Source organism: Arthrobacter halodurans (genome assembly GCF_041877255.1).
Taxonomy (GTDB): domain Bacteria; phylum Actinomycetota; class Actinomycetes; order Actinomycetales; family Micrococcaceae; genus Arthrobacter_N; species Arthrobacter_N halodurans.
The window spans coordinates 42,148-65,929 of record NZ_JBHDLJ010000012.1; the positions used below are offsets into that span (position 1 = coordinate 42,148).

Annotated in this window: 21 protein-coding genes; 10 read left to right on the plus strand and 11 right to left on the minus strand. The window is 72.2% G+C overall.

Annotated features, from left to right (window positions below):
* The first annotated feature begins 66 nt into the window (after positions 1-66).
* From ACETWP_RS13425 to ACETWP_RS13435, 3 genes are all read left to right on the plus strand, one after another.
* Positions 67-1,056, plus strand: a complete 990-nt coding sequence (locus tag ACETWP_RS13425; protein WP_373972762.1) for a methionine ABC transporter ATP-binding protein — start codon at positions 67-69, stop codon at positions 1,054-1,056.
* Between the two features lie 51 nt (positions 1,057-1,107).
* On the plus strand, positions 1,108-1,740 hold the full coding sequence (locus ACETWP_RS13430; protein WP_373972825.1) for a methionine ABC transporter permease: 633 nt from the start codon (positions 1,108-1,110) through the stop codon (positions 1,738-1,740).
* 121 nt (positions 1,741-1,861) lie between these two features.
* Positions 1,862-2,707, plus strand: coding sequence for a MetQ/NlpA family ABC transporter substrate-binding protein (locus ACETWP_RS13435; RefSeq protein ID WP_373972763.1), 846 nt, complete (start codon positions 1,862-1,864; stop codon positions 2,705-2,707).
* 124 nt (positions 2,708-2,831) lie between these two features.
* Here ACETWP_RS13435 and hemL read toward each other — a convergent pair whose 3' ends face one another.
* The 8 genes from hemL to hemE form a co-directional block, all read right to left on the minus strand.
* Positions 2,832-4,142 carry a glutamate-1-semialdehyde 2,1-aminomutase gene (gene hemL, locus ACETWP_RS13440; RefSeq protein WP_373972764.1) on the minus strand — a complete coding sequence of 437 codons (1,311 nt, stop codon included), beginning with the start codon at positions 4,140-4,142 and terminating at the stop codon, positions 2,832-2,834.
* A 3-nt stretch (positions 4,143-4,145) separates the two neighbouring features.
* A complete protein-coding gene (hemB, locus tag ACETWP_RS13445) occupies positions 4,146-5,129 on the minus strand; it encodes a porphobilinogen synthase (protein WP_373972765.1) in 984 nt (327 codons plus the stop codon).
* Positions 5,126-6,127, minus strand: coding sequence for a uroporphyrinogen-III synthase (locus tag ACETWP_RS13450; protein WP_373972766.1), 1,002 nt, complete (start codon positions 6,125-6,127; stop codon positions 5,126-5,128). The genes hemB and ACETWP_RS13450 overlap by 4 nt, the downstream gene beginning before the upstream one ends.
* A 2-nt stretch (positions 6,128-6,129) precedes the next feature.
* The gene (hemC, locus tag ACETWP_RS13455) at positions 6,130-7,101 is read right to left on the minus strand and encodes a hydroxymethylbilane synthase (protein ID WP_373972767.1); all 972 of its coding nucleotides are present in this window, start codon (positions 7,099-7,101) and stop codon (positions 6,130-6,132) included.
* Positions 7,098-8,309 carry a ferrochelatase gene (locus ACETWP_RS13460; RefSeq protein WP_373972768.1) on the minus strand — a complete coding sequence of 404 codons (1,212 nt, stop codon included), beginning with the start codon at positions 8,307-8,309 and terminating at the stop codon, positions 7,098-7,100. The genes hemC and ACETWP_RS13460 overlap by 4 nt, the downstream gene beginning before the upstream one ends.
* Positions 8,306-9,013, minus strand: a complete 708-nt coding sequence (hemQ, locus tag ACETWP_RS13465) for a hydrogen peroxide-dependent heme synthase (protein WP_373972769.1) — start codon at positions 9,011-9,013, stop codon at positions 8,306-8,308. The genes ACETWP_RS13460 and hemQ overlap by 4 nt, the downstream gene beginning before the upstream one ends.
* Positions 9,014-9,060: 47 nt before the next feature.
* A complete protein-coding gene (locus tag ACETWP_RS13470; RefSeq protein ID WP_373972770.1) occupies positions 9,061-10,614 on the minus strand; it encodes a protoporphyrinogen/coproporphyrinogen oxidase in 1,554 nt (517 codons plus the stop codon).
* Positions 10,615-10,680: 66 nt separating this feature from the next.
* Positions 10,681-11,742 carry a uroporphyrinogen decarboxylase gene (gene hemE, locus ACETWP_RS13475; RefSeq protein WP_373972771.1) on the minus strand — a complete coding sequence of 354 codons (1,062 nt, stop codon included), beginning with the start codon at positions 11,740-11,742 and terminating at the stop codon, positions 10,681-10,683.
* A gap of 134 nt (positions 11,743-11,876) precedes the next feature.
* On the opposite strand from hemE, the gene ACETWP_RS13480 reads away from it, so the two are divergent.
* Positions 11,877-13,235, plus strand: a complete 1,359-nt coding sequence (locus ACETWP_RS13480) for a glutamyl-tRNA reductase (protein ID WP_373972772.1) — start codon at positions 11,877-11,879, stop codon at positions 13,233-13,235.
* Between the two features lie 10 nt (positions 13,236-13,245).
* Here the strand turns inward: ACETWP_RS13480 and moeB are convergent, their stop codons facing one another.
* The gene (moeB, locus tag ACETWP_RS13485) at positions 13,246-14,427 is read right to left on the minus strand and encodes a molybdopterin-synthase adenylyltransferase MoeB (protein ID WP_373972773.1); all 1,182 of its coding nucleotides are present in this window, start codon (positions 14,425-14,427) and stop codon (positions 13,246-13,248) included.
* Positions 14,428-14,777: 350 nt separating this feature from the next.
* On the opposite strand from moeB, the gene ACETWP_RS13490 reads away from it, so the two are divergent.
* Both ACETWP_RS13490 and ACETWP_RS13495 read left to right on the plus strand, forming a co-directional pair.
* Positions 14,778-15,359, plus strand: coding sequence for a TetR/AcrR family transcriptional regulator (locus ACETWP_RS13490; protein ID WP_373972774.1), 582 nt, complete (start codon positions 14,778-14,780; stop codon positions 15,357-15,359).
* 70 nt (positions 15,360-15,429) lie between these two features.
* Entirely contained in the window at positions 15,430-15,651 is a 222-nt protein-coding gene (locus tag ACETWP_RS13495; RefSeq protein ID WP_373972775.1) for a DUF3107 domain-containing protein, read from the plus strand.
* A gap of 200 nt (positions 15,652-15,851) precedes the next feature.
* On the opposite strand, the gene ACETWP_RS13500 is transcribed toward ACETWP_RS13495, so the two are convergent.
* Complete coding sequence (locus tag ACETWP_RS13500) at positions 15,852-16,535, minus strand: ferritin-like fold-containing protein (RefSeq protein ID WP_373972776.1); 684 nt, start codon at positions 16,533-16,535, stop codon at positions 15,852-15,854.
* Positions 16,536-16,590: 55 nt separating this feature from the next.
* Between ACETWP_RS13500 and ACETWP_RS13505 the strand changes: the two genes are divergently transcribed.
* From ACETWP_RS13505 to ACETWP_RS13515, 3 genes are all read left to right on the plus strand, one after another.
* The gene (locus ACETWP_RS13505) at positions 16,591-18,066 is read left to right on the plus strand and encodes an RNB domain-containing ribonuclease (RefSeq protein WP_373972777.1); all 1,476 of its coding nucleotides are present in this window, start codon (positions 16,591-16,593) and stop codon (positions 18,064-18,066) included.
* A gap of 303 nt (positions 18,067-18,369) precedes the next feature.
* Positions 18,370-20,058 carry a DEAD/DEAH box helicase gene (locus ACETWP_RS13510; protein WP_373972778.1) on the plus strand — a complete coding sequence of 563 codons (1,689 nt, stop codon included), beginning with the start codon at positions 18,370-18,372 and terminating at the stop codon, positions 20,056-20,058.
* A gap of 119 nt (positions 20,059-20,177) precedes the next feature.
* Positions 20,178-21,113, plus strand: a complete 936-nt coding sequence (locus ACETWP_RS13515; RefSeq protein WP_373972826.1) for a DNA-methyltransferase — start codon at positions 20,178-20,180, stop codon at positions 21,111-21,113.
* A 139-nt stretch (positions 21,114-21,252) separates the two neighbouring features.
* On the opposite strand, the gene ACETWP_RS13520 is transcribed toward ACETWP_RS13515, so the two are convergent.
* Positions 21,253-22,119, minus strand: coding sequence for a PHP domain-containing protein (locus tag ACETWP_RS13520; protein ID WP_373972779.1), 867 nt, complete (start codon positions 22,117-22,119; stop codon positions 21,253-21,255).
* A gap of 61 nt (positions 22,120-22,180) precedes the next feature.
* Between ACETWP_RS13520 and ACETWP_RS13525 the strand changes: the two genes are divergently transcribed.
* Complete coding sequence (locus tag ACETWP_RS13525) at positions 22,181-23,749, plus strand: aminopeptidase P family protein (RefSeq protein ID WP_373972780.1); 1,569 nt, start codon at positions 22,181-22,183, stop codon at positions 23,747-23,749.
* Positions 23,750-23,782: the final 33 nt, after the last annotated feature.

Sequence of the window (23,782 nt, forward strand, 5' to 3'; positions counted from 1 at the left end):
CGCATGCGATTATTCGACGGTGATTCAATATGGGGTAAGGTTTTCCGCCCCGTCATCGAGGTACTTTTGATCACTGTCACCGACCTGCGCAAGGTCTACCGCCAAGGCGAGCGCGACGTCGTCGCCCTGGACGGGGTGACCCTGAGCGTTCCCAAGGGTTCCGTCCACGGCATCATCGGCCACTCGGGGGCCGGCAAATCGACCCTGGTCCGCTGCCTGACGCTGCTGGACCGGCCGACCTCCGGGTCGGTGGCCATCGCCGGACAGGAGCTGGCGAACGTCAGCGACCGCGACCTGCTGGCCGCGCGGCGCCGGATCGGCATGGTCTTCCAGCACGCGAACCTCCTGGATTCCCGGACGACGGCGCAGAACGTCGCCTTCCCGCTCGAGCTCGTCGGGACACCCAGGAAGCGCGTCGCCGAGCGGGTCGCCGAGCTGCTCCAGCTGGTCGGGCTGGACCGGTTCGCGGACGCGTATCCCGCGCAGCTCTCCGGGGGCCAGCGGCAGCGCGTCGGCATCGCCCGCGCGCTGGCCACCGATCCCGACGTCCTCCTCTGCGACGAGCCGACGTCCGCGCTGGACCCCCAGACGACGGACGAGATCCTCGCCCTGATCAAGGACCTCCGGGACCGCCTGCAGCTCACCGTCCTGATCATCACGCACGAGATGCACGTCGTGAAGCGCGCCTGCGACTCCGTCTCGCTCCTGGAGGCCGGCAAGATCGTCGAGCACGGCTCGCTGGCCGAGGTCGTCGGGCGGCTCGGGGGCCGCCTCTCCGGGGCGCTGCTCCCCCTGCCCGGAGAAGTGCCGGAGGACCTTCCCGCGGGCACGGTGCTGGAGTTGCTGTACTCCGGCGAACACGCCGTGGAGCCGGTGATCTCCGGCATCGCCCGGCGCTTCGACACCGACGTGAACGTCCTCGCCGGCTCGGTGGAGTCCCTGGGCGGCGAGCAGTTCGCGCACCTGCGGATCCACCTGCCGGCCGGAGCCGACACGGCCGCGATCACCGACCACCTCAAGGCCAGCGGCATCGCCGTGGCCGCGAAGGAGGCCTAGGCCTTGGATTTCATCAACGAACTCTCGACCAACCCCGGCATCACCAAGGCCATGCCCGAGGCGATCCTCGAGACGCTGCAGATGGTGGGCATCTCCGGCCTCTTCGTCGTCCTGGTCGGCCTGCCGCTCGGCATCGTGCTGCACACGAGTGCCCCGGGCGGGCTCACCCCGGTGCGCTGGCTGAACGGGATCCTCTCCGGGGTCATCGTGAACATCATCCGGTCCATCCCGTACGCGATCCTCATGGTGTCGCTGATCCCGCTCGCCGTGCTGATCACCGGCACGTCGCTGGGTCCCATCTCGGCGTCGGTCGCGCTCACCATCGGCACCGTGCCGTTCTTCGCCCGCCTGGTCGAGACGTCGCTGCGCGAGGTCGACTCCGGGAAGATCGACGCCGCCATGGTCATGGGGTCGACCCGGCTCCAGATCATCCGCAAGGTGATGCTGCCCGAGGCCCTGCCGGGACTCGTCGCGGCGCTGACCACCACCATGGTCACGCTCGTCGGCTACTCCGCCATGGCCGGCCTGATCGGCGGCGGCGGCCTGGGCAAGCTCGCGTACAGCTACGGCTTCCAGCGCTTCGACACCACGGTCATGGTCGTCACGCTCGTCCTGATGGTCGTCCTCGTCCAGCTCATCCAGATCGTCGGCGACCTCGTCATCCGCCGGGTGGACCACCGCTAGGCCCCCCGCCACGCCCAGACTTCCGCCGTCCCTTCGGAGGAACGCAGCCGGTAGCCGCCAGCTGCGAAAGACGCCGACCGCCGTCGCCCACGGCCCGGCCACACAGTAAGGAACGCAGCCCATGCGTCAGCAATTCGCCTTCGCCCTCACCGGCGCCGCCACCCTCTTCGCGTTGACGGCCTGCGGCGGGGGTGCTTCCACGACCCCCAGCGCGGACGCCACCCTCGATCCCGCGAACCCGACCGTCGTGAAGGTCGGCGCCAGCCCCGTCCCGCACGCCCGGATCCTCGAGTTCGTCGACACCGAGCTGGCCCAGGAGGCCGGCATCGACCTCGACATCACCGAGATCGAGGACTACCAGACCCCGAACACCGCCCTCGACGAGGGCAGTCTCGACGCCAACTACTACCAGCACTTGCCGTGGTTCGAGGACCAGGTCGAGACCAAGGGCTACGAGTTCGAGCACGGCGAGGGCGTCCACATCGAGCCGTTCGCCGCGTTCTCCGCCCAGCACGACTCCGCCGAGGACGTGCCCAACGGCTCCAAGGTGGTGCTGACGAACGATCCGGCGAACCAGCTCCGCGCGCTCAAGGTCCTCGAGTCCGCCGGACTGCTGGCGAACATCACCGACGAGTCCACGGCGCTGACGCTCACGGACGAGCAGAACATCAAGCAGCTCGACCTCGAGGAGGTCCAGCCGGAGCAGACCGTGCAGGTCTTCAAGAACGACCCGTCCGTGGCCATCGCGATGATCAACGGCAACTTCATCCTGCAGGCCGGCCTCAGCAGCAAGGACGCCCTCGCGGTCGAGTCGGTGGAGAACAACCCGTACGCGAACTTCCTCGCGTGGCGGGCCGGCGAGGACACCGCCGCCATCACCAAGCTGGACGAGCTCCTGCACAGCGACGAGGTCGCCGCATACATCGAGGAGACCTGGCCCGACGGCGACGTCATCCCCGCCTTCTAGGCGGACCGGCGGTCCGCACCGGCGCGCGGGGAACCGCCGCACCGGCGCCCGCCGGATCGCCACGCCGACGGAGAACGGCCCGGAACCGACTGGTTCCGGGCCGTTCCGCGTGGCGGGTCCGGGGCTACGCGGGACGGGCCGCCGCCGCGGCGCTCGCGGCCGCCGGCAACGCGTCGATGATCCGGTTCATGGCCTCGTCGTCGTGCGCCGCGGAGAGGAACCAGGCCTCGAAGACGCTCGGCGGCAGGTAGATCCCGGACTCCAGCATGGAGTGGAAGAACGGGGCGTAGCGGTACGCCTCCTGCGCCTGGGCGTCGGCGTAGTTGCGCACCCCGCCCCTGGAGGTCCCGAAGGCCACGGAGAACAGGTTGCCCGCGCGCTGGATCGAGTGGTCGACGCCGGCGGAATCCAGGGACGACGCGACGGCGTCCTGCAGCGCCAGGCTGGCGGCGTCGATGTGGGCGTAGACGTCGTCCGTGGCATGCGTCAGGGTGGCCACGCCGGCGGCCATGGCCACCGGGTTCCCGGAGAGCGTCCCGGCCTGGTAGACCGGCCCGGTCGGCGCCAGGTACTCCATGACCTCGGCGCGGCCCCCGAGCGCCGCGGTCGGCAGCCCTCCGCCGATGACCTTTCCGAAGGTGAACAGGTCGGGGGTCCAGCCCTCGCGGGCTCCGGTCAGGCCCCAGTAGCCGCCCGGTCCCGTGCGGAATCCGGTGAGCACCTCGTCCAGGATCAGCAGGGCCCCGTGCGCCGTCGTCGTCCGCGAGAGGAAGGCGTTGAATCCGTCCGCGGGCGCCACGACGCCCATGTTGGCCGGCGCGGCCTCGGTGATGACGGCCGCGATCCGGTCGCCGTGTTCGGCGAAGGCCGCCTCGAGGGCCGCCTCGTCGTTGTAGGGCAGGACCAGGGTCTCCGCGGCGGTCGCGGCCGTGACGCCGGCGGAGCCCGGGAGCGCCAGGGTCGCGAGCCCGGAACCGGCCGCCGCGAGCAGCCCGTCGAGGTGTCCGTGGTAGCAGCCGGCGAACTTCACGATCAGGTCGCGTCCGGTGAAACCGCGGGCCAGGCGGACCGCGGTCATCGTCGCCTCCGTGCCGGTGGAGACCATGCGGATCCGTTCGACGCCCGGCACCCGCTGCATGACCAGCTCGGCGAGGCGTCCCTCGGCCGGGGTGGACGCGCCGAAGGAGAGCCCGTGGTCGACCGCCTCGTGCACGGCGGCGATCACGGCCGGATGGGAGTGGCCCAGCAGCGCCGGCCCCCAGGAGCAGACCAGGTCCACGTAGCGCACGCCGTCGGCGTCGGTGAGGTGGGGTCCGTGGGCGTCGACCATGAAGCGCGGGGTGCCGCCAACCGAGCCGAAGGCCCGGACCGGGGAGTTCACCCCGCCCGGCATCAGGTGGCGTGCGCGCTCGAAGAGTTCGTCGGAGGAGGTCATGGTCTACTTTCCTTCTTTCAGCCAGCCGGCGAGTTCGGCGGCCCAATAGGTGAGGACGGTGTCGGCCCCGGCGCGCCGGATGCCGAGGACGGATTCGGTGATGGCGGCGCGGCGGTCGATCCAGCCGTTCGCGGCGGCGGCCTCGATCATCGCGTACTCCCCCGAGATCTGGTAGGCCGACACGGGGACCGGCGACATGGCCGCCACGTCCGCGAGGACGTCGAGGTAGCTCATGGCCGGCTTGACCATCACCATGTCGGCCCCCTCCTCGAGGTCCAGTTCGACCTCCAGGATGGCCTCGCGTCGGTTCGCCGCGTCCATCTGGTAGGTGCGGCGGTCGCCGGTCAGCTGCGAGTCCACGGCCTCCCGGAACGGCCCGTAGAACGCGGAGGCGTACTTCGCGGCGTAGGCGATCACGGCGGTGTCGGTGTGCCCGGCCGCGTCGAGCGCCTGCCGGATGACGGCGACCTGACCGTCCATCATCCCGGAGGGTCCGAGCATGTGGGCGCCGGCCTCCGCCTGAGCGACCGCCATCTGCGCGTAGAGCTCCAGGGTGGCGTCGTTGTCCACGCGGCCCGCCCCGTCCAGGACGCCGCAGTGTCCGTGGTCCGTGAACTCGTCCAGGCACACGTCGCCCATGACCACCAGGTCGTCGCCGACCTCCGCGCGGACGTCGCGCAGGGCGCGGTTCAGCACGCCGTCGGGGTCGATCCCCGCGCTGCCGGTGGCGTCGCGCTCGGCGGGGATCCCGAAGAGCATGATGCCCCCCAGCCCCGCCTCGACGGCCTCGGCGGCGGCGCGCTTCAGCGTGTCCGGGGTGTGCTGGACGACCCCGGGCATCGAGGAGATGGGGTGCGGTTCGCTCAGTCCCTCGCGCACGAAGGCGGGGAGGATCAGCTGGTCCGCGGCGACCCGCGTCTCGGCGACCATGCGTCGCATCGCGGGGGTGGTGCGCAGCCTGCGCGGCCGGTGGTTCGGAAAGCTCACGTGGGTTCCTTCGGGATCGGTGCGGGATGGGTTGCTGCGGACGGTGGCGGTGGGCCGGCCGCGGACGGGGCGGCCGGGACGATGCCGCCGGAGGTCGCCAGGACCCGTTCCCAGGCATCGCAGAGCCCGGACGGGGACGGGTCGGCCGCCGTGGCGGCGACCGGCAGCCCGAGCCTGGCCGCCTCGGCGGCGGTGGGGCGCCCGATGGCGATGAGGGCGACGCCGGACGGCAGTGCCGCCGTCAGCCCCCGCACGCGCCGGGCGATGCTGGGCGAGGTGAGGAACACGGCGTGGAGCGGGGGCCTGCGGGTCGCCGCAGCGGAACCGGTGCCGGTCCCGGAACCGCCCCCGGAACCACCCAGCAGCGCGGCCAACTCGGCCGGTTCCACCGTCTCGGCCGCCGCCGGAGGCGTCGCCGGAACGGCGATCCGGCGGTCGGGGTCGGCCGGCGCGTCCACGGTGCGGTAGGCGACCACGGCCGCCGTCTGCCAGCCGCGGTCCAGCAGGCCGGCGTTCAGGGTGTCCGCGGCGAGGTCGGCCTGCGGCAGGAACACCATTCCCGGAACCCCCGCGCCGGGCGTCCCGGACAGCGGCCACCGCGCGACCATGCCCTCGGCCGACTGTTCCGCCTCGGGAACCAGGTCCACTCGCAGTCCGTTCTGCTCGGCGGCCCGCCGGGTGGCCTCCCCCACGACGGCGACGCGGGTCACGTCCGGCACGGCGAGCTCCAGCCCCAGGGCCGCGCAACGCTGGGCGAGGGCGCGGACGGTGGTGACGCTGGTGAGCGCCATCCACGCAAAGCGCCCCTGGAGCAGCAGGCGCAGCGACTCGTCCAGTTCGGCGGTGTCGGCGGGAAGCTCGAAGTCGATCAGCGGGCAGACGACGGCGGACGCGCCGCGGGCGGCGAGTTCGGCGACGATCCCGGCGGCCCGGTCCGGGGCGCGCAGCACCGCCGCCGTCCTCCCCGCGAGCGCGGCGCCGGCCGCCGTTGCGACCACGATCAGCCCAGACCCGCCAGTTCGGCGGCGCCGCCGGCCAACAGGTCCTCCGCGAGCGCCCGGCCGAGTGCGGCCGCGCCGTCGGCGGTCGGTTCGCCGGTGCGCGCGAGGCGCAGCGTCCGCGCACCGTCGGGGCTGCACACGGCCGCCTCCAGGGTCAGCGCGCCGTCCACGATACGGGCCAGTGCGCCGATCGGGGCGCTGCAGCCGGCCTCCAGCCGGGCCAGCAGGGAGCGCTCGGCGGTCACGGCGAGCCGGGTGGGGGCGTCGTCCAGCCGGGCGAGTTCCGCGGCCAGGTCCCCGGACGCGGCGGTCTCGGGGCGGCACTCCACGGCGAGCGACCCCTGGCCCGGCGCCGGCAGCATCACCGACGGATCCAGGTACTCGGTGACGTGCCCGGCCAGCCCCAGCCGCCGGAGCCCCGCGGCCGCCAGCACGACGGCGTCCAGGTCCCCGGCCCGTCCGTGCCCGACCCCGCCGTCGTCCACGGGACGGTCCTTGCCGGCCACGCGCCCCAGGCGGGTGCCGACGTTGCCGCGGATGTCCACCACGTTCAGGTCCGGCCGGGCCGCCCGCAGCTGGGCGGCGCGGCGCGGCGATCCCGTGCCCACGGTCGCCCCGCGGGGCAGCCCGTCCAGCGTGAGACCGTCGCGGGCGCAGAGCGCGTCACGGACGTCGGCGCGCGCGGGGGTGGCCGCGATCACCAGGCCCTCCGGCTGGGCGGTCGGCAGGTCCTTGAGCGAATGCACGGCGACGTCGCACTCGCCCCGCAGCAGGGCGTGACGCAGGGCGGCGGCGAACACGCCGGTGCCGCCGAGCTGCGAGAGCGGACCGGACGTGACGTCGCCCTCGGTCTTGACCCGGACGATGCTGTAGCGCAGCGATCCCGAGGCGGCGAGCGCCTCGGCGACCGTCGTCGTTTGCGTGACGGCCAGCGCGCTGCCCCGGGTGCCGACGCGGAACGCCGTGCTCACGTGGCCGGCACCCCCACCTCGGAGTCGACGGCCGCGATGGTGGGCTTGACCGTCCCGTCGCGCATGACCTTGACGCAGCAGTTGGGGCGGCAGACGTCGAACCACGGGCCGAGGTCCGCCTCGGAGGCCCGGCCTTCGAGCAGCGGCCGCCCGTCCGGGCCGGCGAGCCGCTCGGAGACGAGGTCCACGATGCCCTCGACGTACCGGCGGTGCGTGCCCGGCGTCGCCACCCGGTGGAAGGTCAGTCCCAGCTCGGCGCAGGTCTCCTTGGCCTCGGTGTCCAGGTCCCAGATGACCTCCATGTGGTCGCTGACGAAGCCGATCGGCACCACGACGACGCCGCGCGTCCCGGACCCGGCGTACTCGGCCAGGGCGTCGTTGATGTCCGGCTCGAGCCACGGCACGTGCGGGGCGCCGGAGCGGGACTGGAAGACCAGGGACGACGGGACGCCCTCGGCCTCGGGGATCCGCGCCAGGATCGCCCGGCCCACCGAGAGGTGCTGGGCGGAATAGACGTCGGTCTCCAGCTCGGCCGCCAGATCGCGCGGGCCGGCGGCCTCCGCGTCGGAGGTCGGGATGGAGTGGGTGACGAAGACGATGCGCACGCTCGCGTCCGTCTCACCCGCCGCGGCCAGCCGCTCCCGGACGTCGGCCAGGCCCGCCGCGACGCCCTCGACGAACGGCTCCACGAATCCGGGGTGGTCGAAGTACTGGCGGACCTTGTCCACCTCGAGCCGGCCCTCCAGCCCGGTCTCGCGCAGCGCGACCCCGAGGTCCTCGCGGTACTGGCGGCAGCTCGAGTAGCAGGAGTACGCGCTGGTGGAGAACATCAGGACGCGGCGGTGCCCGTCGGCGTGGATCTCGCGCAGCGTGTCCGCCACGTAGGGCGCCCAGTTGCGGTTGCCCCAGTACACGGGCAGGTCGATCCCCCGCGCCGCCAGCTCGGCCTCCATGGCGGCCTTCAGCGCGCGGTTCTGCGCGTTGATCGGGCTGACGCCGCCGTTCGCGCGGTAGTGGGTCGCGACCTCCTCGAGGCGCTCGTCGGGGATGCCCCGGCCGCGGGTGACGTTGCGCAGGAACGGGATGACGTCGTCCTGGCCCTCGGGCCCGCCGAAGGAGGCGAGCAGGACGGCGTCGTACGGCTTGGGCTCCATGCGGCCCCGGGCGTCGTAGCCCTCGCGGGGGTCGAACGTGAACTCGGCGCTCATCGCAGGACCTCGGCGATCTCGGCCGTGCCGATGCGGCGCCCGGTGTAGAAGGGGATCTCCTCGCGCACGTGCTGGCGGGCCTCGGTGTAGCGCAGGTGGCGCATCATGTCGACCAGGTCGATGAGGGCAGGCGCCTCCAGGCAGATCATCCACTCGAAGTCGTTGAGGGCGAACGAGGCCACGGTGTTCGCCAGGACCTCGGGGAAGTCGCGCCCCAGGATGCCGTGGTCCCGCAGCATCCGGCCACGGTCCTTGGGGTCCAGCAGGTACCAGTCCAGCGACCGGACGAACGGGTAGACCGTCATCCAGGTGCTCGGCTCCACGCCGCGGGCGAACGCCGGGGAGTGGTCCTTCGCGAACTCGGCCTCGCGGTGCACGCCCATCGAGGACCAGGCGATCGTCGTCTCCGCGAACAGGTAGGTCCGGCGGATCTTGCGCACGGCGGCCTGCAGGTCCGCGGCGGAGGGACCGTGCAGCCAGACCATGACGTCCGCGTCGTTGCGCATCGCGGACACGTCGTAGGCCCCGCGCAGCGTGACGCCGCTGATGGCCAGCTCGGCGACGAGCGCGTCGAAGGCCAGCACGCCCTCGCTGCGGTCCAGGTCCGAGTCCCGTTTGAAGACGGTCCAGAGGGTGAAGTGCAGCGTGTCGCCCTCGCGCTCGCGGTCGGCAAGCACTGGGCTGTTGGAGGGGTTCTCGCTCATCGCGTGGCCTCTTTCTCTTCGTGGGGTGGTGGGGGTGGTGGCCGGTCTCAGGTGGCGCTGATCCCGAGGCGGTCGCGGGTGTCGGAGACGACGGCGGCCAGGCCGGTGCCGGAGAGCCAGGCGCCGACGACGTCGATCCCCTCCAGCTCGCCGACCTCTGCCCGGAACGCGGCAACGCGGTCCCGGTGGCCGGTGGTGGCGAACGGCAGGGCGCCGCCGTAGCGGACCACGTCCCAGCCGAGCACGTCCGACTCCTCCAGCGCGACGCCGAGCAGCGTGCCGGCGTCGGCGACGGCGGCGCGGAACAGCTCCCCGTCCGGCGCGTCGGCCAGCCGGGCGCCGGTCTCGGAGACCCTGCCGAAGGACAGCCGCAGGACGTGTGTGCCCGGACCGGCCTCGTCGGCCAGCCACGCCCACTTGGCGGTGGCGTGCGTCAGGGCCTTCGCGGTGACGCCGGGGGCCCCGGCGGCGACCAGCAGCCCGGTGCCGCGCGGTGCGTCGTCGAGTTCCGGGCGGTCCACGACGAGGGTCACCAGCGCGACGCCCGCCCCGCGGGCGGGACGGTGGCGGGACAGGTCCGGCGACAGCGGCGCCAGCAGGTCGACGGCGGTCGGCCCGTCGGTGGCGACCACCACGCGGTCCGCGGCCACGGAGCGCTCCGCGGCGCCCGCGCCGCGCACGACCACCGACCAGGGACGCCGGGCTCCGCCACCGTCACCCTCGGTTCCGCCGCGGGCGACGGACAGCACCTCGTGCTCCGGGTGCAGGACCACGCCCCGGTCGCGCAGGTCCTCGACAAGCGCGGCGGCGAGGCGGTGCATGCCGCCGGAGATTCCCGCGACGGCGGACCCGGCGGGCGCCGCGGCACGGACCGCGGCGACTGCCCGGGCCAGGGATCCGTGGCGGACGAGGGCGGCGCGCAGGCCCGGGGCCACGGTGTCCACGTCGAGGGTGTCCGGATCCGCCGAGTGCACGCCGGACACCACGGGGGCGACGAGGGCCTCCAAGACCGCGCCGCCCATGCGCGCGCGGACCAGCTCCCCGAGGCTGACCGGCTGGTCGGCGAGCCGCTCGGCCACGGGCATGTCCAGGTCGGCGGCCGCGCGGCGGCAGCCCGCGGCGCCGATGGCGCTCTTGACGTCGTCGGCCCACGGGTCGCCGGGAATCCCCAGGATCCCCGTCTGCGGCAGGGGCTGGGCGGTCGCGGTGCGGCCGGACCGCGTGGCCGGGTCATCGCCCGCACCGGCATCCGCGCCGCCGTCGTCGCCGTGCCGCGCCGCCTCGGAATAGAGCCACGCGCCGCCTCCCAGCGGCAGGACGATGTCGTCACCGAGCCCGAGCTCGCCGAGGAGGTCGGCCACGGCCGTGTTGCGCGTGGCGAAGGAGTCGGCGCCGGCGTCCAGCGCCAACCCGGCGACCGTGTGCGCGCCGACGCTGCCGCCGAAAGCGCCCGAGGACTCGAAGAGCTCGACGGCGTGTCCGGAGACCGAGAGCTCGCGCGCGGCCACCAGGCCGGCGATCCCTCCCCCGATCACCACCGCCCGCGCCGTGGCGTCGTCGGGGCGTGCAGGTTCCGTGGGGCGTGCGCTCCGGTGGGGCATCGCTGTCCTTTCCTCAACCTGCGTGCGAACTGCTGGACGTGTGGCCGGCGCCGGGCGCCGGCGGGGCTACGGTTCGATCGAGTGGATCAGGTCCACCACCCGGGTCAGGACCGTGGGGTCCGTCTCCGGGGGGACACCGTGGCCGAGGTTGACGACGTGGGCGGGAGCCGCGTCGCCGGCGGCGAGGACCCCGCGGACGTGCTCCTCGAGCACTTCCCAAGGGGCGGGCAGGAGCGCCGGGTCGATGTTGCCCTGCAGCGGCACGGTGCCGCCGAGCCGGCGGTTCGCCTCGTCCAGCGGCAGCCGGTAGTCCACCCCGACGACGTCGACCCCGACGTCGCGCATGGCCACCAGCAGCTCCGAGGTCCCGGTGCCGAAGTGCACCAGCGGCGCGCCGAGGTCGCGGACATGGTTCAGGGCGCGGGACGACGCCGGGGCGACGTGCCGCTGGTAGTCGGCGAGCCCCAGGCTGCCGGCCCACGAGTCGAAGAGCTGGCCGGCGCTGGCGCCTGCCTCCAGCTGCGCGCGGAGGAACTCCCCCGAGGCGTCGGCCGCCCAGTTGGCCAGCGCCTGCCAGGTCTCGGGGTCCGCGTGCATCATCGTCCGCGGACCGAGGTGGTCGCGCGACGGGCGCCCTTCCACCATGTACGCGGCCAGCGTGAACGGCGCCCCGGCGAAGCCGATCAGCGGCGTGGTTCCGAGCTGTTCCACGGTCATCGCCACGGCCTCGCGGATGGGGTCCAGCGCCGAGGCCTCCAGCTTCGGGAGGGCGCGCACGTCGGCCGCGGTGCGGACGGGGGCGCCCAGTACGGGGCCGACCCCGGGGACGATGTCCACGTCGATGCCCGCGAGCTTGAGGGGGATGACGATGTCAGAGAAGAAGATGCCGGCGTCGACCCCGTGGCGGCGGACGGGCTGGAGCGTGATCTCCGAGGCGAGGTCCGGGCGGAGGCACGAGTCCAGCATGCCGATCCCCTCGCGGAGGGCCCGGTATTCCGGCAGCGAGCGGCCCGCCTGGCGCATGAACCAGACCGGCCTCCGGCTGGGTGCCCCGCCCCGGTAGGCGGTGATCAGCGGGGATCCTGCAGTTCGGCCATCCATCAGCGGGTGGCTAGCGCTCAACGTCATGTACCGATTCTGCCAACTGGCCGGTGTAACCGCTAATCCCGCCCGCGCGGACGGGCCGAACGTGGCCAAGGACACCGCGGGCGGAGGCGCCCGGGTCTTCCGCCGGCCGGAGCGCGGGCTACCATGGAACCACTGTGGTTTTCCTATCGCTCGTCGCCTCGCACTCTGACATCGACCTCGAGACGGTTGCACGGCTCAGCGCCGGCGCCTCCGGGGTCGCTGCCGCCGTGCTCGACGGCACCACCCCGGTCTCCGGCGCCGTGGTCCTGGCCACGTGCAACCGCTACGAGGTGTACTGCGAGGCCCCCGGCGAGAAGGACATCGAAGCCGCGCGGTCAGCCGTGATCGCACAAATCAGCGAGGCCTCCGGGCTGGAGGAACGGCACGTGTCCGCCGCCCTGGCCACCAAGACCGGCGAGGACGCCGTCAACCACCTCTTCGCCGTCGGCGCCGGCCTCGACTCCGCCGTCATCGGCGAACGCGAAATCGCCGGCCAGGTGCGGCGCGCACTCATCGAGGCGCAGCAGAGCGGCACCGCCTCCGGGCCCCTCGTGCGCCTCTTCCAGAGCGCGTCGCGCACGGCCAAGGACGTCGGCTCGCGCACCGCGCTCGGCGGCCGCGGCCTGTCGATCGTCTCGGTGGCGCTGGACCTCGCCGAGGACCTCGAGTCGTCCTCCGCCTGGGAGTCCAAGAACGTCGTCGTCTTCGGCACGGGCGCCTATGCCGGGGCCACCATGGCCCTGCTGAAGGAGCGCGGCGCCACCAACGTCTCCGTCTACTCCGCGTCCGGGCGCGCCGAGGTCTTCGCGGCCACCCGCGGTGGAACCGCCGTGGACGACGACTCCCTCGCCGCCGCGCTGGCCGCCGCGGACGTGCTCATCGGGTGCAGCGGCGGGGACCGGCGCATCGCCGCGGAGGACCTGCGCGGCCTGGACCGCGGAGGGCGCCCACTGGTCGCGATCGACTTGGCACTGACCCGCGACTTCGACCAGTCCATCGAGGACATCGACGATGTCGAGCTCATCACGCTCGAGTCCGTCCGGATGGCGGCGCCCGACGAACAGGCCGAGGCCCTGCGGCAGGCGCGCGTGATCGTCGAGACGGCGGCCTCCGAGTTTGCCGACGAGCAACGCCAGCGCACGGCGGACGCGGCCATCGTGGCGCTCCGCCGCCACACGCAGCGCGTCCTCGAGACCGAGGTCCAGAAGGTCAGGGCCCAGCACGGCTGCACCGCCGCGGCCGAAGAGGTCGAGTTCGCCATGCGCCGCATGATGCGCCAGCTGCTGCACGCGCCCACCGTGCGGGCCCGCGAGCTGGCGGCGGACGGCCGCCACGAGGAGGTCGAATCCGCCTTGGAGACGCTGTTCGGCATCTCCTTGGGCGAACCCGCGCGTGCCGCCGGTCCCGATGCGGGTCGCCGCCGCGAGACCGCGGAGGCCCAGGTCTGTCCCGTGGCCGGCTTCGAGGGCCGGGCCGCCAGCAACGTCGGTTAGCCGACCGGACCTAGTACACGGGCTTGCCCGGTTCGACCTGCTCGACCCACGCCAGGATGCCGCCGGCGAGGTGGCGGGCGTCGTCGTACCCGTGGTCCAGCAGGTACCCCAGCACCTCCGCCGAACGGACCCCGGACTTGCAGTGCAGCACCAGGGGGACGCCGCGGGGCAGCTCGACATCGCCGCCGAGGACCTGGCCGCGCGGGGCCAGCTGCGCCCCGTCGATGGAAACGATCGCCGCTTCCCCCGGCTCCCTCACGTCGACCAGGACAAAGTCGCCGTCCCCCGCCGCGCGGGCGTGGAGCATCGCCTCCAGCTCGCGGGCGCCCACCGTGGGAAGCTCCCGTTGCCGGGCGGCGTCCGGCACGCCGCAGAACGCCGGGTAGTCCTCCAGCAGTTCGGTCGGCCGGAGCGTGGCGGGATCGGGCCGCAGCCGGATTTCCCGCCAGGTCATGGCCAGCGAGTCGAGGATCAGGACGCGGCCGAGCAGCGACTCCCCGATGCCCGTCACGAGCTTGATGGCCTCGGCCACCATGACGGAACCGATCTGGGCGCACAGCACGCCGAAGACCCCGCCCTCGGCGCAGGACGGGACCGTCCCGGCGGGCGGTGCCTCGGGGTACAGGTCGCGGTAGGTGGGGCCGCGCCCGCTCCAGAAGACACTGACCTGCCCGTCGAAGCGCAGGATGGACCCCCAGACGCACGGCTTGCCGAGGATCGCCGCGGCGTCGCTCACCAGGTAGCGCGTCGCGAAGTTGTCCGTGCCGTCGAGGACAAGGTCGTAGCCGGCGAAGATCTCGAGCGCGTTGTCGCGGTCCAGGTGATCCCGGTGGAGGACGACCTCCACGAGCGGGTTGAGTTCGGCGACGGCGTCGCGCGCGGATTCGGCCTTGGACCGCCCGATGTCGCCCACACCGTGGATGACCTGCCGTTGCAGGTTCGACTCGTCGACGACGTCGTCGTCGACGATGCCGAGCGTGCCCACCCCGGCCGCGGCGAGGTAGAGCAGCGCCGGGGAGCCCAGTCCGCCCGCGCCGACGACGAGGACCCTGGCGTTCTTCAGGCGCCGTTGGCCGTCCATGCCCACCTCGGGAATGATCAGGTGCCGGGAGTAGCGCCGCAGCTCCGCGGCGGTCAGGGCGGGTCCGGGCTCGACCAGGGGGGCTGCGGAAGTCGCGGTGGGGCTCTCCATGGGACCACTGTAGACCCGCGGCCGCGCAGGGTGGCGGGGCGTGCGGGTCGGGCGAGCGGGCCGGGTATGCGTGTCCCCGCCCGCGGGGGGCAGAGCCGGGTATGCGTGTCCGCGCCCGCGCGGGGCAGATCGGGGCGGGGAGTTTTTGCCGGGCGGGGAAGGAGCCCCGCCCGGGCGCGTGGGACTGCCGATCAGCCCGAGCACGAGTCCCCACGACCGCGGGCGCCGGTGTCACGTTACCGGGGCGTAGAATGACGGCATTCGGGCCACCGCGGAGCGTGGCGACGTGTCGGCACGGCGGAAAGGCAGAAGTGGACACCACCCCAGCGCGAGGGCCCAAGACGCGGCGGATGCCCCGCGAGGAACGCCGGAAGCAACTCCTCGACGCGGCGCACCAGGTCTTTGTGGCGCACGGCTACCACGGTGCCGCGATGGACGAGATCGCGGACGTTGCCCTCGTCAGCAAACCCGTCCTCTACCAACACTTTCCGGGCAAGCGGGAGCTCTACCTGGCGCTGTTGGACGCGCACCTCGAGTCGCTGACCGCCCTGATGCTCGCGGCCATCGGGTCCACCACCGACAACAAGCTGCGCGTGCAGGCCACGATCCGCGCCTACTTCGAGTTCATTTCCCAGGACAGCCAAGCCCACCGCCTGGTCTTCGAATCCGACCTGATGAACGATCCGGAGGTCAGCGCGCGGTTGGAGGCGTTCAATGCGGGGTTCGCCTCGGCGATCGCCGATGTCATCGCGGAGGACACCAAGCTGCCCCACCCGCAGGCGCTGCTGCTCGGCCGCGCCCTCGCCGGAATGGCCCAGGTGTCGGCGCGCTACTGGCTCGAGTTGGGGGAGCACGTCGACCTCGACGAGGCCAGCGAGCTGGTGTCCCGTTTGGCTTGGCGCGGAATCGGTCGATTCCCCAAGGAACCGTGAAGTAGATTCGTAGGGTCAATACTGAGGCGCCGGCGACCGGCGCACCGCCCGCTGAAGAAGGAGCCGCGCCATGGACGTGCGAATCGGAATCCAGAATGTCGCCCGCGAAGTCGTCATCGAATGCGAGGGTTCCGCGGAGACGGTCTCGGACACGGTCTCGAAGGCGCTCAAGTCCGGCACCGAGCTGCGGCTGACCGACACCAAGGGCCGCGTCGTGATCGTCCCGGCCGGGTCCATCGGTTATGTCGAGGTCGGCGCCGAGGAGCAGCGCCGCGTGGGGTTCGCGCACTAGGCGCGCCCTCGACGCGGCAACGGCGCTGACCGCATCAGCGCAGCGTGGGCCGCCGTCCGGATCCGGCCGCGCCGTCGCGCCGTCGGGTCGGGACGGCGGCCCGCTTCGTGCGTGGCCGCGCTTCGCCCGAAACGGCGCGTCGAAGGCGGAGAAAAGCCGAGCGTGGAGAATCGGCGCCGGCGGCCGGGCGGCGCGCGGTGCTACGCCGTCAGGCCCAAATCCCCCATGCGCCGGGAGTGGTTCTCCACGAGCCGGGCGAACAGTTTGGCCACGCGGGCATCCCGCTCCGGCCCCGGGGGCATCGGGATGAGGGTGTCCCAGAAGGCGTGCCGGTCCCCGATCCTGCGTGCCTGGGTGAGTGCCTCGCCGAGGAGCCGGCGGCCCCAGAGGGCCAACCGGGATCCGAGCCGCGGGTCGTCCCCGAGGGCGTCGTGCAACCGCTCGCGGAGCCACAGCGTCTGGGCGTCTATGGACTGCACCTCGGAGACCAGGACCCGCGCCTCCTCGTCGAGGGCCAACGCGATGGCTTGGTAGAAGTCGCCGGAGACGGAGTCGATGACGTAGGCCTTCATGAGGGATTCGAACCAGTCCCCCGGGCGCGTGCGCTCGTGGAGCGCGTCGATGGAGGCGACGAACGGCTCCATGGCGGCCTGGGGGTCGCGGCCGGCGGCGGCGATGCGCTCCCGGACCAGCTCGTAGTGGCGGAACTCCTCGACGGCCAGGCGCGCCAGCGCGTCGCGGTCGGCCAGCGTCGGGGAGAACCTCGCGTCCGACGACAGCCGTTCGAAGGCCGTGAGCTCGCGGTAGGCCATCAGGCCGTACAGTGCCGTTTCGAAGCGCTCACGGGTGGCCGCGTCGAGGACGGGCAGGGGGTACTCAATCATCCTGCCACCCTACTCCCCCGGCCATTTTGCCGGTGCCAGTGGGTACCCTGAGTCCGTGGCCTACCAGCAGATCGACCTCACGCCCCGCGCCCGCCAGACCCTCCTCGCCGAGGCCATCGCCTCGGTGGAGAAGGAGCTCGAGCTGCCCGAGGCCTTTCCGCCGGAGGTCCTCGCGGATGCCGAGCGCGCCGTCGCCGAGCAGCCCCTGCCGCCGAAGGACCTGACCGGCGTCGCCTTCGTGACCATCGACCCGCCGGGCTCGACGGATCTGGACCAAGCCGTGCAGATCGAGCGCGACGGCGACGGGTACACGGTCCGCTATGCGATCGCGGACGTTCCGTCGTTTGTCGCCGAGGGCGGGCCGTTGGACGCGGAGACCCTGCGACGCGGGCAGACCCTGTACCTGCCGGACCGCCGGATTCCGCTGCACCCGGAAATCATCAGCGAGCGGGCCGGCAGCCTGCTGCCGGGCCGGCGGAGGTCCGCGTACGTGTGGACGTTCGCGCTCGACGCGGTGGGCGCCGTCGTCGCCACGGGGCTCGAACGCGCGGTCGTCGAGAGCCGCGAGCAGCTCGACTACGCGTCCGCCCAGGCCGCCATCGACGCCGGCGGCGCCCCGGACACCCTTCAACTGCTGCGCGAAGTCGGCCTTCGGCGCATCGCGCTGGAGCACGAGCGCGGAGGAGCCAGCCTCCGCCTCCCGCAGCAGGAGGTCGAAGTCGACGACGCCGGGGACTACCGGCTCGTCGCGCGCGCGCCGCTGCCGGTGGAGGACTGGAACGCTCAGATCTCGCTCCTGACCGGCATGGAGGCCGCCCGGATCATGATCGAGGGCGGCGTGGGCATCCTGCGCACCATGCCCGCCCCCGACGGGCACGGCGAACGCCAGTTCCGCCTCCAGGCCAGCGCGCTGGGCCACGAGTGGCGGCGGGACGTGCACTACGGGGACTTCCTCCGGTCTCTCGACGTGTCCGATCCGCGGCAGATGGCCCTGATGTACGCGGCGACGTCCCTGTTCCGCGGCGCCGACTACACGCCCTTCGACGGCGAGCCGCCGGCCGAGACCGTGCAGGCGGCGATCGCGGCCCCGTACGCCCACACGACCGCACCGTTGCGCCGGCTGGTCGACCGTTTCGTCCTGGTCGTGTGCGAACACCTGGGGCGCGGGGTCCCCGTGCCGGAAGGGATCCGGGCGGCGCTGCCGCTGCTCCCGGGGGCGATGCGCGCCTCCAACCAGATCTCCGGTCGGCTCGAGCGCGCCGCCGTCGACGCCGTCGAGGCTGCCCTGCTGCACGGGCGGGTCGGGGAGCGCTTCGAGGGTGTCGTCGTCGACGGCCCGACGCCGGAACAGGCCGGCAAGGCGCGGAACAGCGGGCGCCCGCCCTCTGGCACGGTCCAGATCACGGAACCCTCCATCTCCGCCCGGGTGGAGGGCCACGTGGAGGTCGGAGCGGCCGTCACGGTCGAACTCGTCCGCGCGGACATCGTCGAACACACCGTGCTTTTCCGCGTCGTCGACGGCCGTTCCTGAGGCGTCCGCGCGCCGCGCCGCGGCCGGGGCAGGGCCCTCCGGACGCGCTCCACGGGCCGCGTCCGACGGCGAATCCGCCCGGGCGCGCTAGACTGGCGGGGTAGACAAGGATGCCCGGTCGTACCCACAACGCATTTTCTTGGCAGAGATTCCCAGCGAACCTGCACCCCGCGCGGATCCCGCGCAAGCTAGCCCGCGATCGGCTCCGCTGGATGCGCCGCTTTCGCGGTGGACTCCGTCCCGCTTTTTCCGCGGTGCACGTCGAGCACGCCCGTTCCCGGCGCCTAAACGAATGAGAACTCATTGAACACTGAACAGCACCTCACGGCCGACGGCGGCGCGGAAGAGATCGAGGTCGAGGAGTCCCTCGCCATCGACGAGCCGCCGCACGAGATCGCCGAACAGACCTTCGCCGACTTCGGCGTCCGCGCCGACATCGTCGCATCGCTCGCGGCGGCGGGGATCCTGCACCCGTTCCCGATCCAGTCCATGACGCTGCCCATCGCCCTGGGCGGGCACGACATCATCGGCCAGGCCAAGACGGGCACAGGCAAGACCTTCGGCTTCGGCATCCCGGCACTGCAGCGCGTCATTGGTCCGGATGACGACGGCTACGACCAGCTGCCGACCCCCGGCGCGCCGCAGGCGCTGATCGTGGCTCCGACCCGCGAGCTCGCCGTCCAGGTCGCCGCGGACATCGCGAAGGCCTCGACGCAGCGCAACGCCCGCATCGCGACGATCTACGGCGGCCGCGCCTACGAGCCGCAGATCGAGCAGCTGCAGGCTGGCGTCGAGATCGTGGTCGGCACGCCCGGGCGGCTCATCGACCTGTTCAAGCAGAAGCACCTGAACCTCAAGAACGTCAGGATCGTCGTCCTCGACGAGGCGGATGAGATGCTGGATCTCGGCTTCCTGCCGGACGTCGAGACCCTGCTGGCCGCGACCCCGGCGATCCGCCAGACCATGCTGTTCTCGGCCACCATGCCGGGACCGGTCGTCGCCATGGCACGCCGCTACATGAGCCACCCGACCCACATCCGCGCCGCGGATCCGGAGGACGAGGGCATCACCAAGAAGGACATCCGCCAGGTCATCTACCGCGCCCACCAGCTGGACAAGGACGAGGTCGTCGCCCGCATCCTCCAGTCCGAGGGCCGCGGACGCACCATCATCTTCACGAAGACCAAGCGCTCGGCGGCGAAGCTGAGCGAGGAGCTGATGGACCGCGGCTTCGCGGCCGGCTCGATCCACGGCGATCTGGGTCAGGGCGCCCGCGAGCAGGCCCTCCGTGCGTTCCGCAACAACAAGGTCGACGTGCTCGTCGCGACCGACGTCGCCGCCCGCGGCATCGACGTCGACGATGTCACCCACGTGATCAACCTGCAGTGCCCCGAGGACGAGAAGACGTACCTCCACCGCGTGGGCCGCACGGGCCGCGCCGGCAACAAGGGCACCGCCGTGACGTTCGTGGACTGGGAGGACGTGCCGCGCTGGGGCCTCATCAACAAGGCGCTCGGACTGGACCAGCCGGAGCCGGTGGAGACGTATTCCTCCTCGCCGCACCTCTACTCGGACCTCGACATCCCCGCCGGCACCAAGGGTCGCCTGCCGCGCAACAAGCGCGTGCTCGAGGGGCTGGCCGGGGAGAAGCTCGAGGACCTCGGCGAGACCGGCAAGAAGCCGTCGGGACGCGGCGAGTCCCGTGGCGGACGCGGAGACCGGGGAGCCCGCGGCGACCGCGGCGACCGTTCGCGCGGCGAGGGCGGTGGCCGTCACGGCCACGGCCACGGCCGTGCGGACCGACCCACGAAGGAGTCGACCGGCGAGGACCGCAGCCGGCGTCGCGAAGAGCCGGCCGCCACCGGGCCGGCGTCGACCGGGCCCGCCACCACCGACGCCGCCACGGGTGACGGCGGCACCGCGCCGCGCCGCCGTCGTTCGCGCACCCGCCGCCGCAACGGCGAGGTCGTCGACCGCAACGAGTCCGCGTAGCACCGGTGTCGACCCACCGCGAGGACCGCGGCGGAGGCCCCGACCATAAGGTCGGGGCCTCCGCCCGCGTCGCCCCCGCTCCGGACCTCGCTCCCGCGGTCGCCTCCCCTTCCGCGGACATGCCGGCCCGGACCGCACACGACTGGTCGCCGGACGGGCCCGACCTCGTGGTCCACGCCGAGAACACCGAGTACCTCCCGTCCCTGCCCGACGGCTCGTTCACGATGGTCTACGTCGATCCGCCCTTCAACACGGGACGCAAGCAGAGCCGCCAACAGACCAAGATGGTGCGCGCCCAGGCGGGGGACGGGGACCGGATCGGTTTCAAAGGCGCCAGCTACTCCACCGTGCGCGGTACGCTCAGCAGCTACGACGACGCCTTCGAGGACTACTGGTTGTTCCTCGAGCCGCGGCTGCGCGAGGCATGGCGGCTGCTGGCCGAGGACGGGACGCTGTACCTGCACCTGGACTACCGCGAGGTGCACTACGCGAAGGTCATGCTCGATGCGATCTTCGGCCGCGAGTGCTTCCTCAACGAGATCATCTGGGCGTACGACTACGGCGCGCGGGCGAAGAACAGATGGCCCGCCAAGCACGACAACATCCTCGTCTACGTGAAGGACCCTTCCAGGTACCACTACGACGCCGCGGCCGTCGACCGCGAGCCGTACATGGCGCCGGGTCTCGTGACCCCCGAGAAGGCCGCGCTGGGCAAGCTGCCGACCGATGTCTGGTGGCACACGATCGTCTCCCCCACGGGCAAGGAGAAGACGGGCTACCCCACGCAGAAGCCGGAGGGTGTCCTGCGACGGATCGTCGCCGCCAGCAGCCGGCCGGGCGACTGGGTGCTGGATTTCTTCGCGGGATCCGGGACGACGGGCGCGGTCGCCGCCGCGCTGGGCCGCCGGTATGTCTGCGTGGATGCGAACCCGGAAGCGATCGACGTGATGCGGCGCCGCCTCGCCCACGCGGAGCACCGGGCCTACGGTTCCGCCGGCATCGTCGCGGCGCCGACGACGTCCGAGCGCCCGGTTTCCAGCACGCTCCGCGGCTAGGACCGCCGCCGGCCAATGCCCCGCGGTCGACGCACGCGGCACGGCGCCCGCGGGCGTCACGGTGTTGCCCGGTGTCGCCGCACCGGCCCAACGCGCCCACAGGCTCCGGGCCCGCGGGTCGCGAATCCCGTGCGATCCGCTACTGCCCGCCCAAGCGCTCCGCGCCCACGGGTCGCGAGCCGGTGGCCGCGGCGAGGATGCGCTCCAGCATGGCCGGGGACGTGGTGTGTTCGGCAAGCCGGTTCGGCTTCCCGGCGCCGTGATAGTCGCTTGAGCCCGTGACGATCAGATCGTGGCGCCGCGCCACGTCGCGCAAGAAGCGCCGCCCCTCCTCAGGATTGTCACGGTGGTCGATTTCCAGGCCGAGCAGGCCCGCCTCGATCATCTCCTCGAAGACGTGCGCCTCGACCACGCGTCCCCGAGCCGAGGCCACGGGGTGCGCGAAGACCGGGACCCCGCCCGCGGCGCGCACCAGTTCGACGGCGGATACCGGATCCACGGCGTAGTGACCGACGTAGTAGCGCGAATGCGAGGTCAACACCGTCGCGAACGCCTCCGACCGGTCGGCGGCGACGCCGGCCGCGACCAGCGCGTCGGCGATGTGGGGGCGGCCGATGGTCGCGCCGGGCGCCGAGTGGCGGTTCACGTCGGCCCACTCGATCGGGAAGTCTTCGGACAACAGGGACACCATCCGCCGTGCCCGGTGGATGCGAGCGTCTCGGGCCTTGTTGATTTCTTCGAGCAGCCCGGGGTGTTCCGGATTGTGGAGGTAGCTCAGCAAGTGCACGCTGATGCCGTTGCGCGTCTTGCAGGAGATCTCCATCCCCGGCACGAGTCCGATGCCCAGACGCACGGCTGCCTCGCTGGCCTCCGCCCAGCCGCTGGTCTGGTCGTGGTCGGTCAGTGCGACGACGTCCAGTCCGGCCGATGCCGCCGCGGCGACGACGGCGGACGGCGTTTCCGTCCCGTCTGAGACGGTGGAATGCGCGTGCAGGTCGATCAGCATGGTCCAAGCCTAGTCCCGCGCCTTGGTGTATCCGTCCGCGTTTTGAGACGATGATGTGGTGATGACTGAAGCGAATAGCACCCCCGGCAGCGAGCAACCCCTCGAGGACCGAGTCAACAACCGTTCCCAGCGCCCGAGTTCGGACGCGTTCAAGGCGTTCATGGCCAGCCAGTGGGCACCGGCAGAGAAGGATGCGCAGGGGCCCGATCCCGTGGCGGTACACGCAGCACGGCGGCGACTCGCGATCTCCGCGAAGTTCCCGGGCGAGCGCATCGTGGTGCCGGCCGGGCCACTCAAGGTCCGCTCCAACGACACGGACTACCGCTTCCGGCCGCATTCCGGCTTCGCCCACCTGACCGGTCTCGGCCTCGACCACGAGCCGGATGCCGTGCTGGTCATGGAGCCGACGGACGAGGGAGCGGGCGACGACGGAGGCAACCACGCGGCCACGCTGTACTTCCGTCCCCTTGCCGGCCGCGACTCGGAGGAGTTCTACTCCAACGCGCGCTACGGCGAGTTCTGGATCGGATCGCGCCCATCCTTGGGCGAAGTCTCGGCCCGTCTGGCGCTTCCCACTGCGGACGTCGGGGAGCTCGAGGTCGCGGTGACGAAGAACGCCGGGGCAGTCGAGTTCGGCGGTGTTCGGATCCGGCTGCTGCGAGAGGTCGACATGAACGCGGACGCGCTGGTTGACACGTCCCGCATCAACACGGGCGTGGACCTCGAAGTCTCCGATCGTCTCGACGGGGAGCTTTCTGAAGCGCTTTCCGAGCTGCGCCTGGTCAAGGATGCGTGGGAGGTGGAGCAGATGCGCTCCGCTGTGGCCGCCACCGTCATCGGTTTCCACGAGGTCGTGAAGGTGCTCCCCCGAGCCATCGCGCACGACCGCGGCGAACGCGTCGTCGAAGGCGCCTTCTTCGCCCGGGCACGCGAAGAGGGCAACGACCTCGGCTACGACACGATCGCGGCCTGCGGCAACAACGCGACCGTGCTGCACTGGATCCGCAATACGGGCCGCGTCACTCCCGGCGAGCTGCTGCTGCTCGATGCCGGCGTCGAGGCCGATTCCCTTTACACGGCCGACATCACCCGTACCCTTCCGGTCAACGGACAGTACTCGGATGTCCAACGGAAGGTGTACGAGGCGGTTCTCGAGGCCGCCGATGCCGCGTTCGCCGTCGCCAAGCCGGGCAACAAGTTCCGGGACCTGCACAACGCCGCCGTCACCGTGCTGGCCGAGCGGCTGGACGACTGGGGTCTGCTTCCGGTCCCGCTGGACGAGGCATTGTCCGACGAGGGACAGCACCACCGACGGTGGATGCCGCACGGTACCAGCCATCACTTGGGTCTCGATGTCCACGATTGCGCTCAGGCCAAGCGGGATCTCTACCTCGACGGGGTTCTGGAGGAGGGCATGGTCTTCACGATCGAGCCCGGACTGTACTTCAAGGAGGAGGACCTGTCGGTGCCGGAAGAGTATCGCGGCATCGGTATCCGACTCGAGGACGACGTCCTGATCACTGCCGATGGCTGCGAAAACCTCAGCGCCGCGCTGCCCCGCACGGCCGACGAGGTCGAGTCCTGGATGGCCGGCATCTACGCCGGGGAAGGCGATCACCACTCCGCATAATCTGGTCGTGCCCCCGCGGCGCTGCAAGGTTCC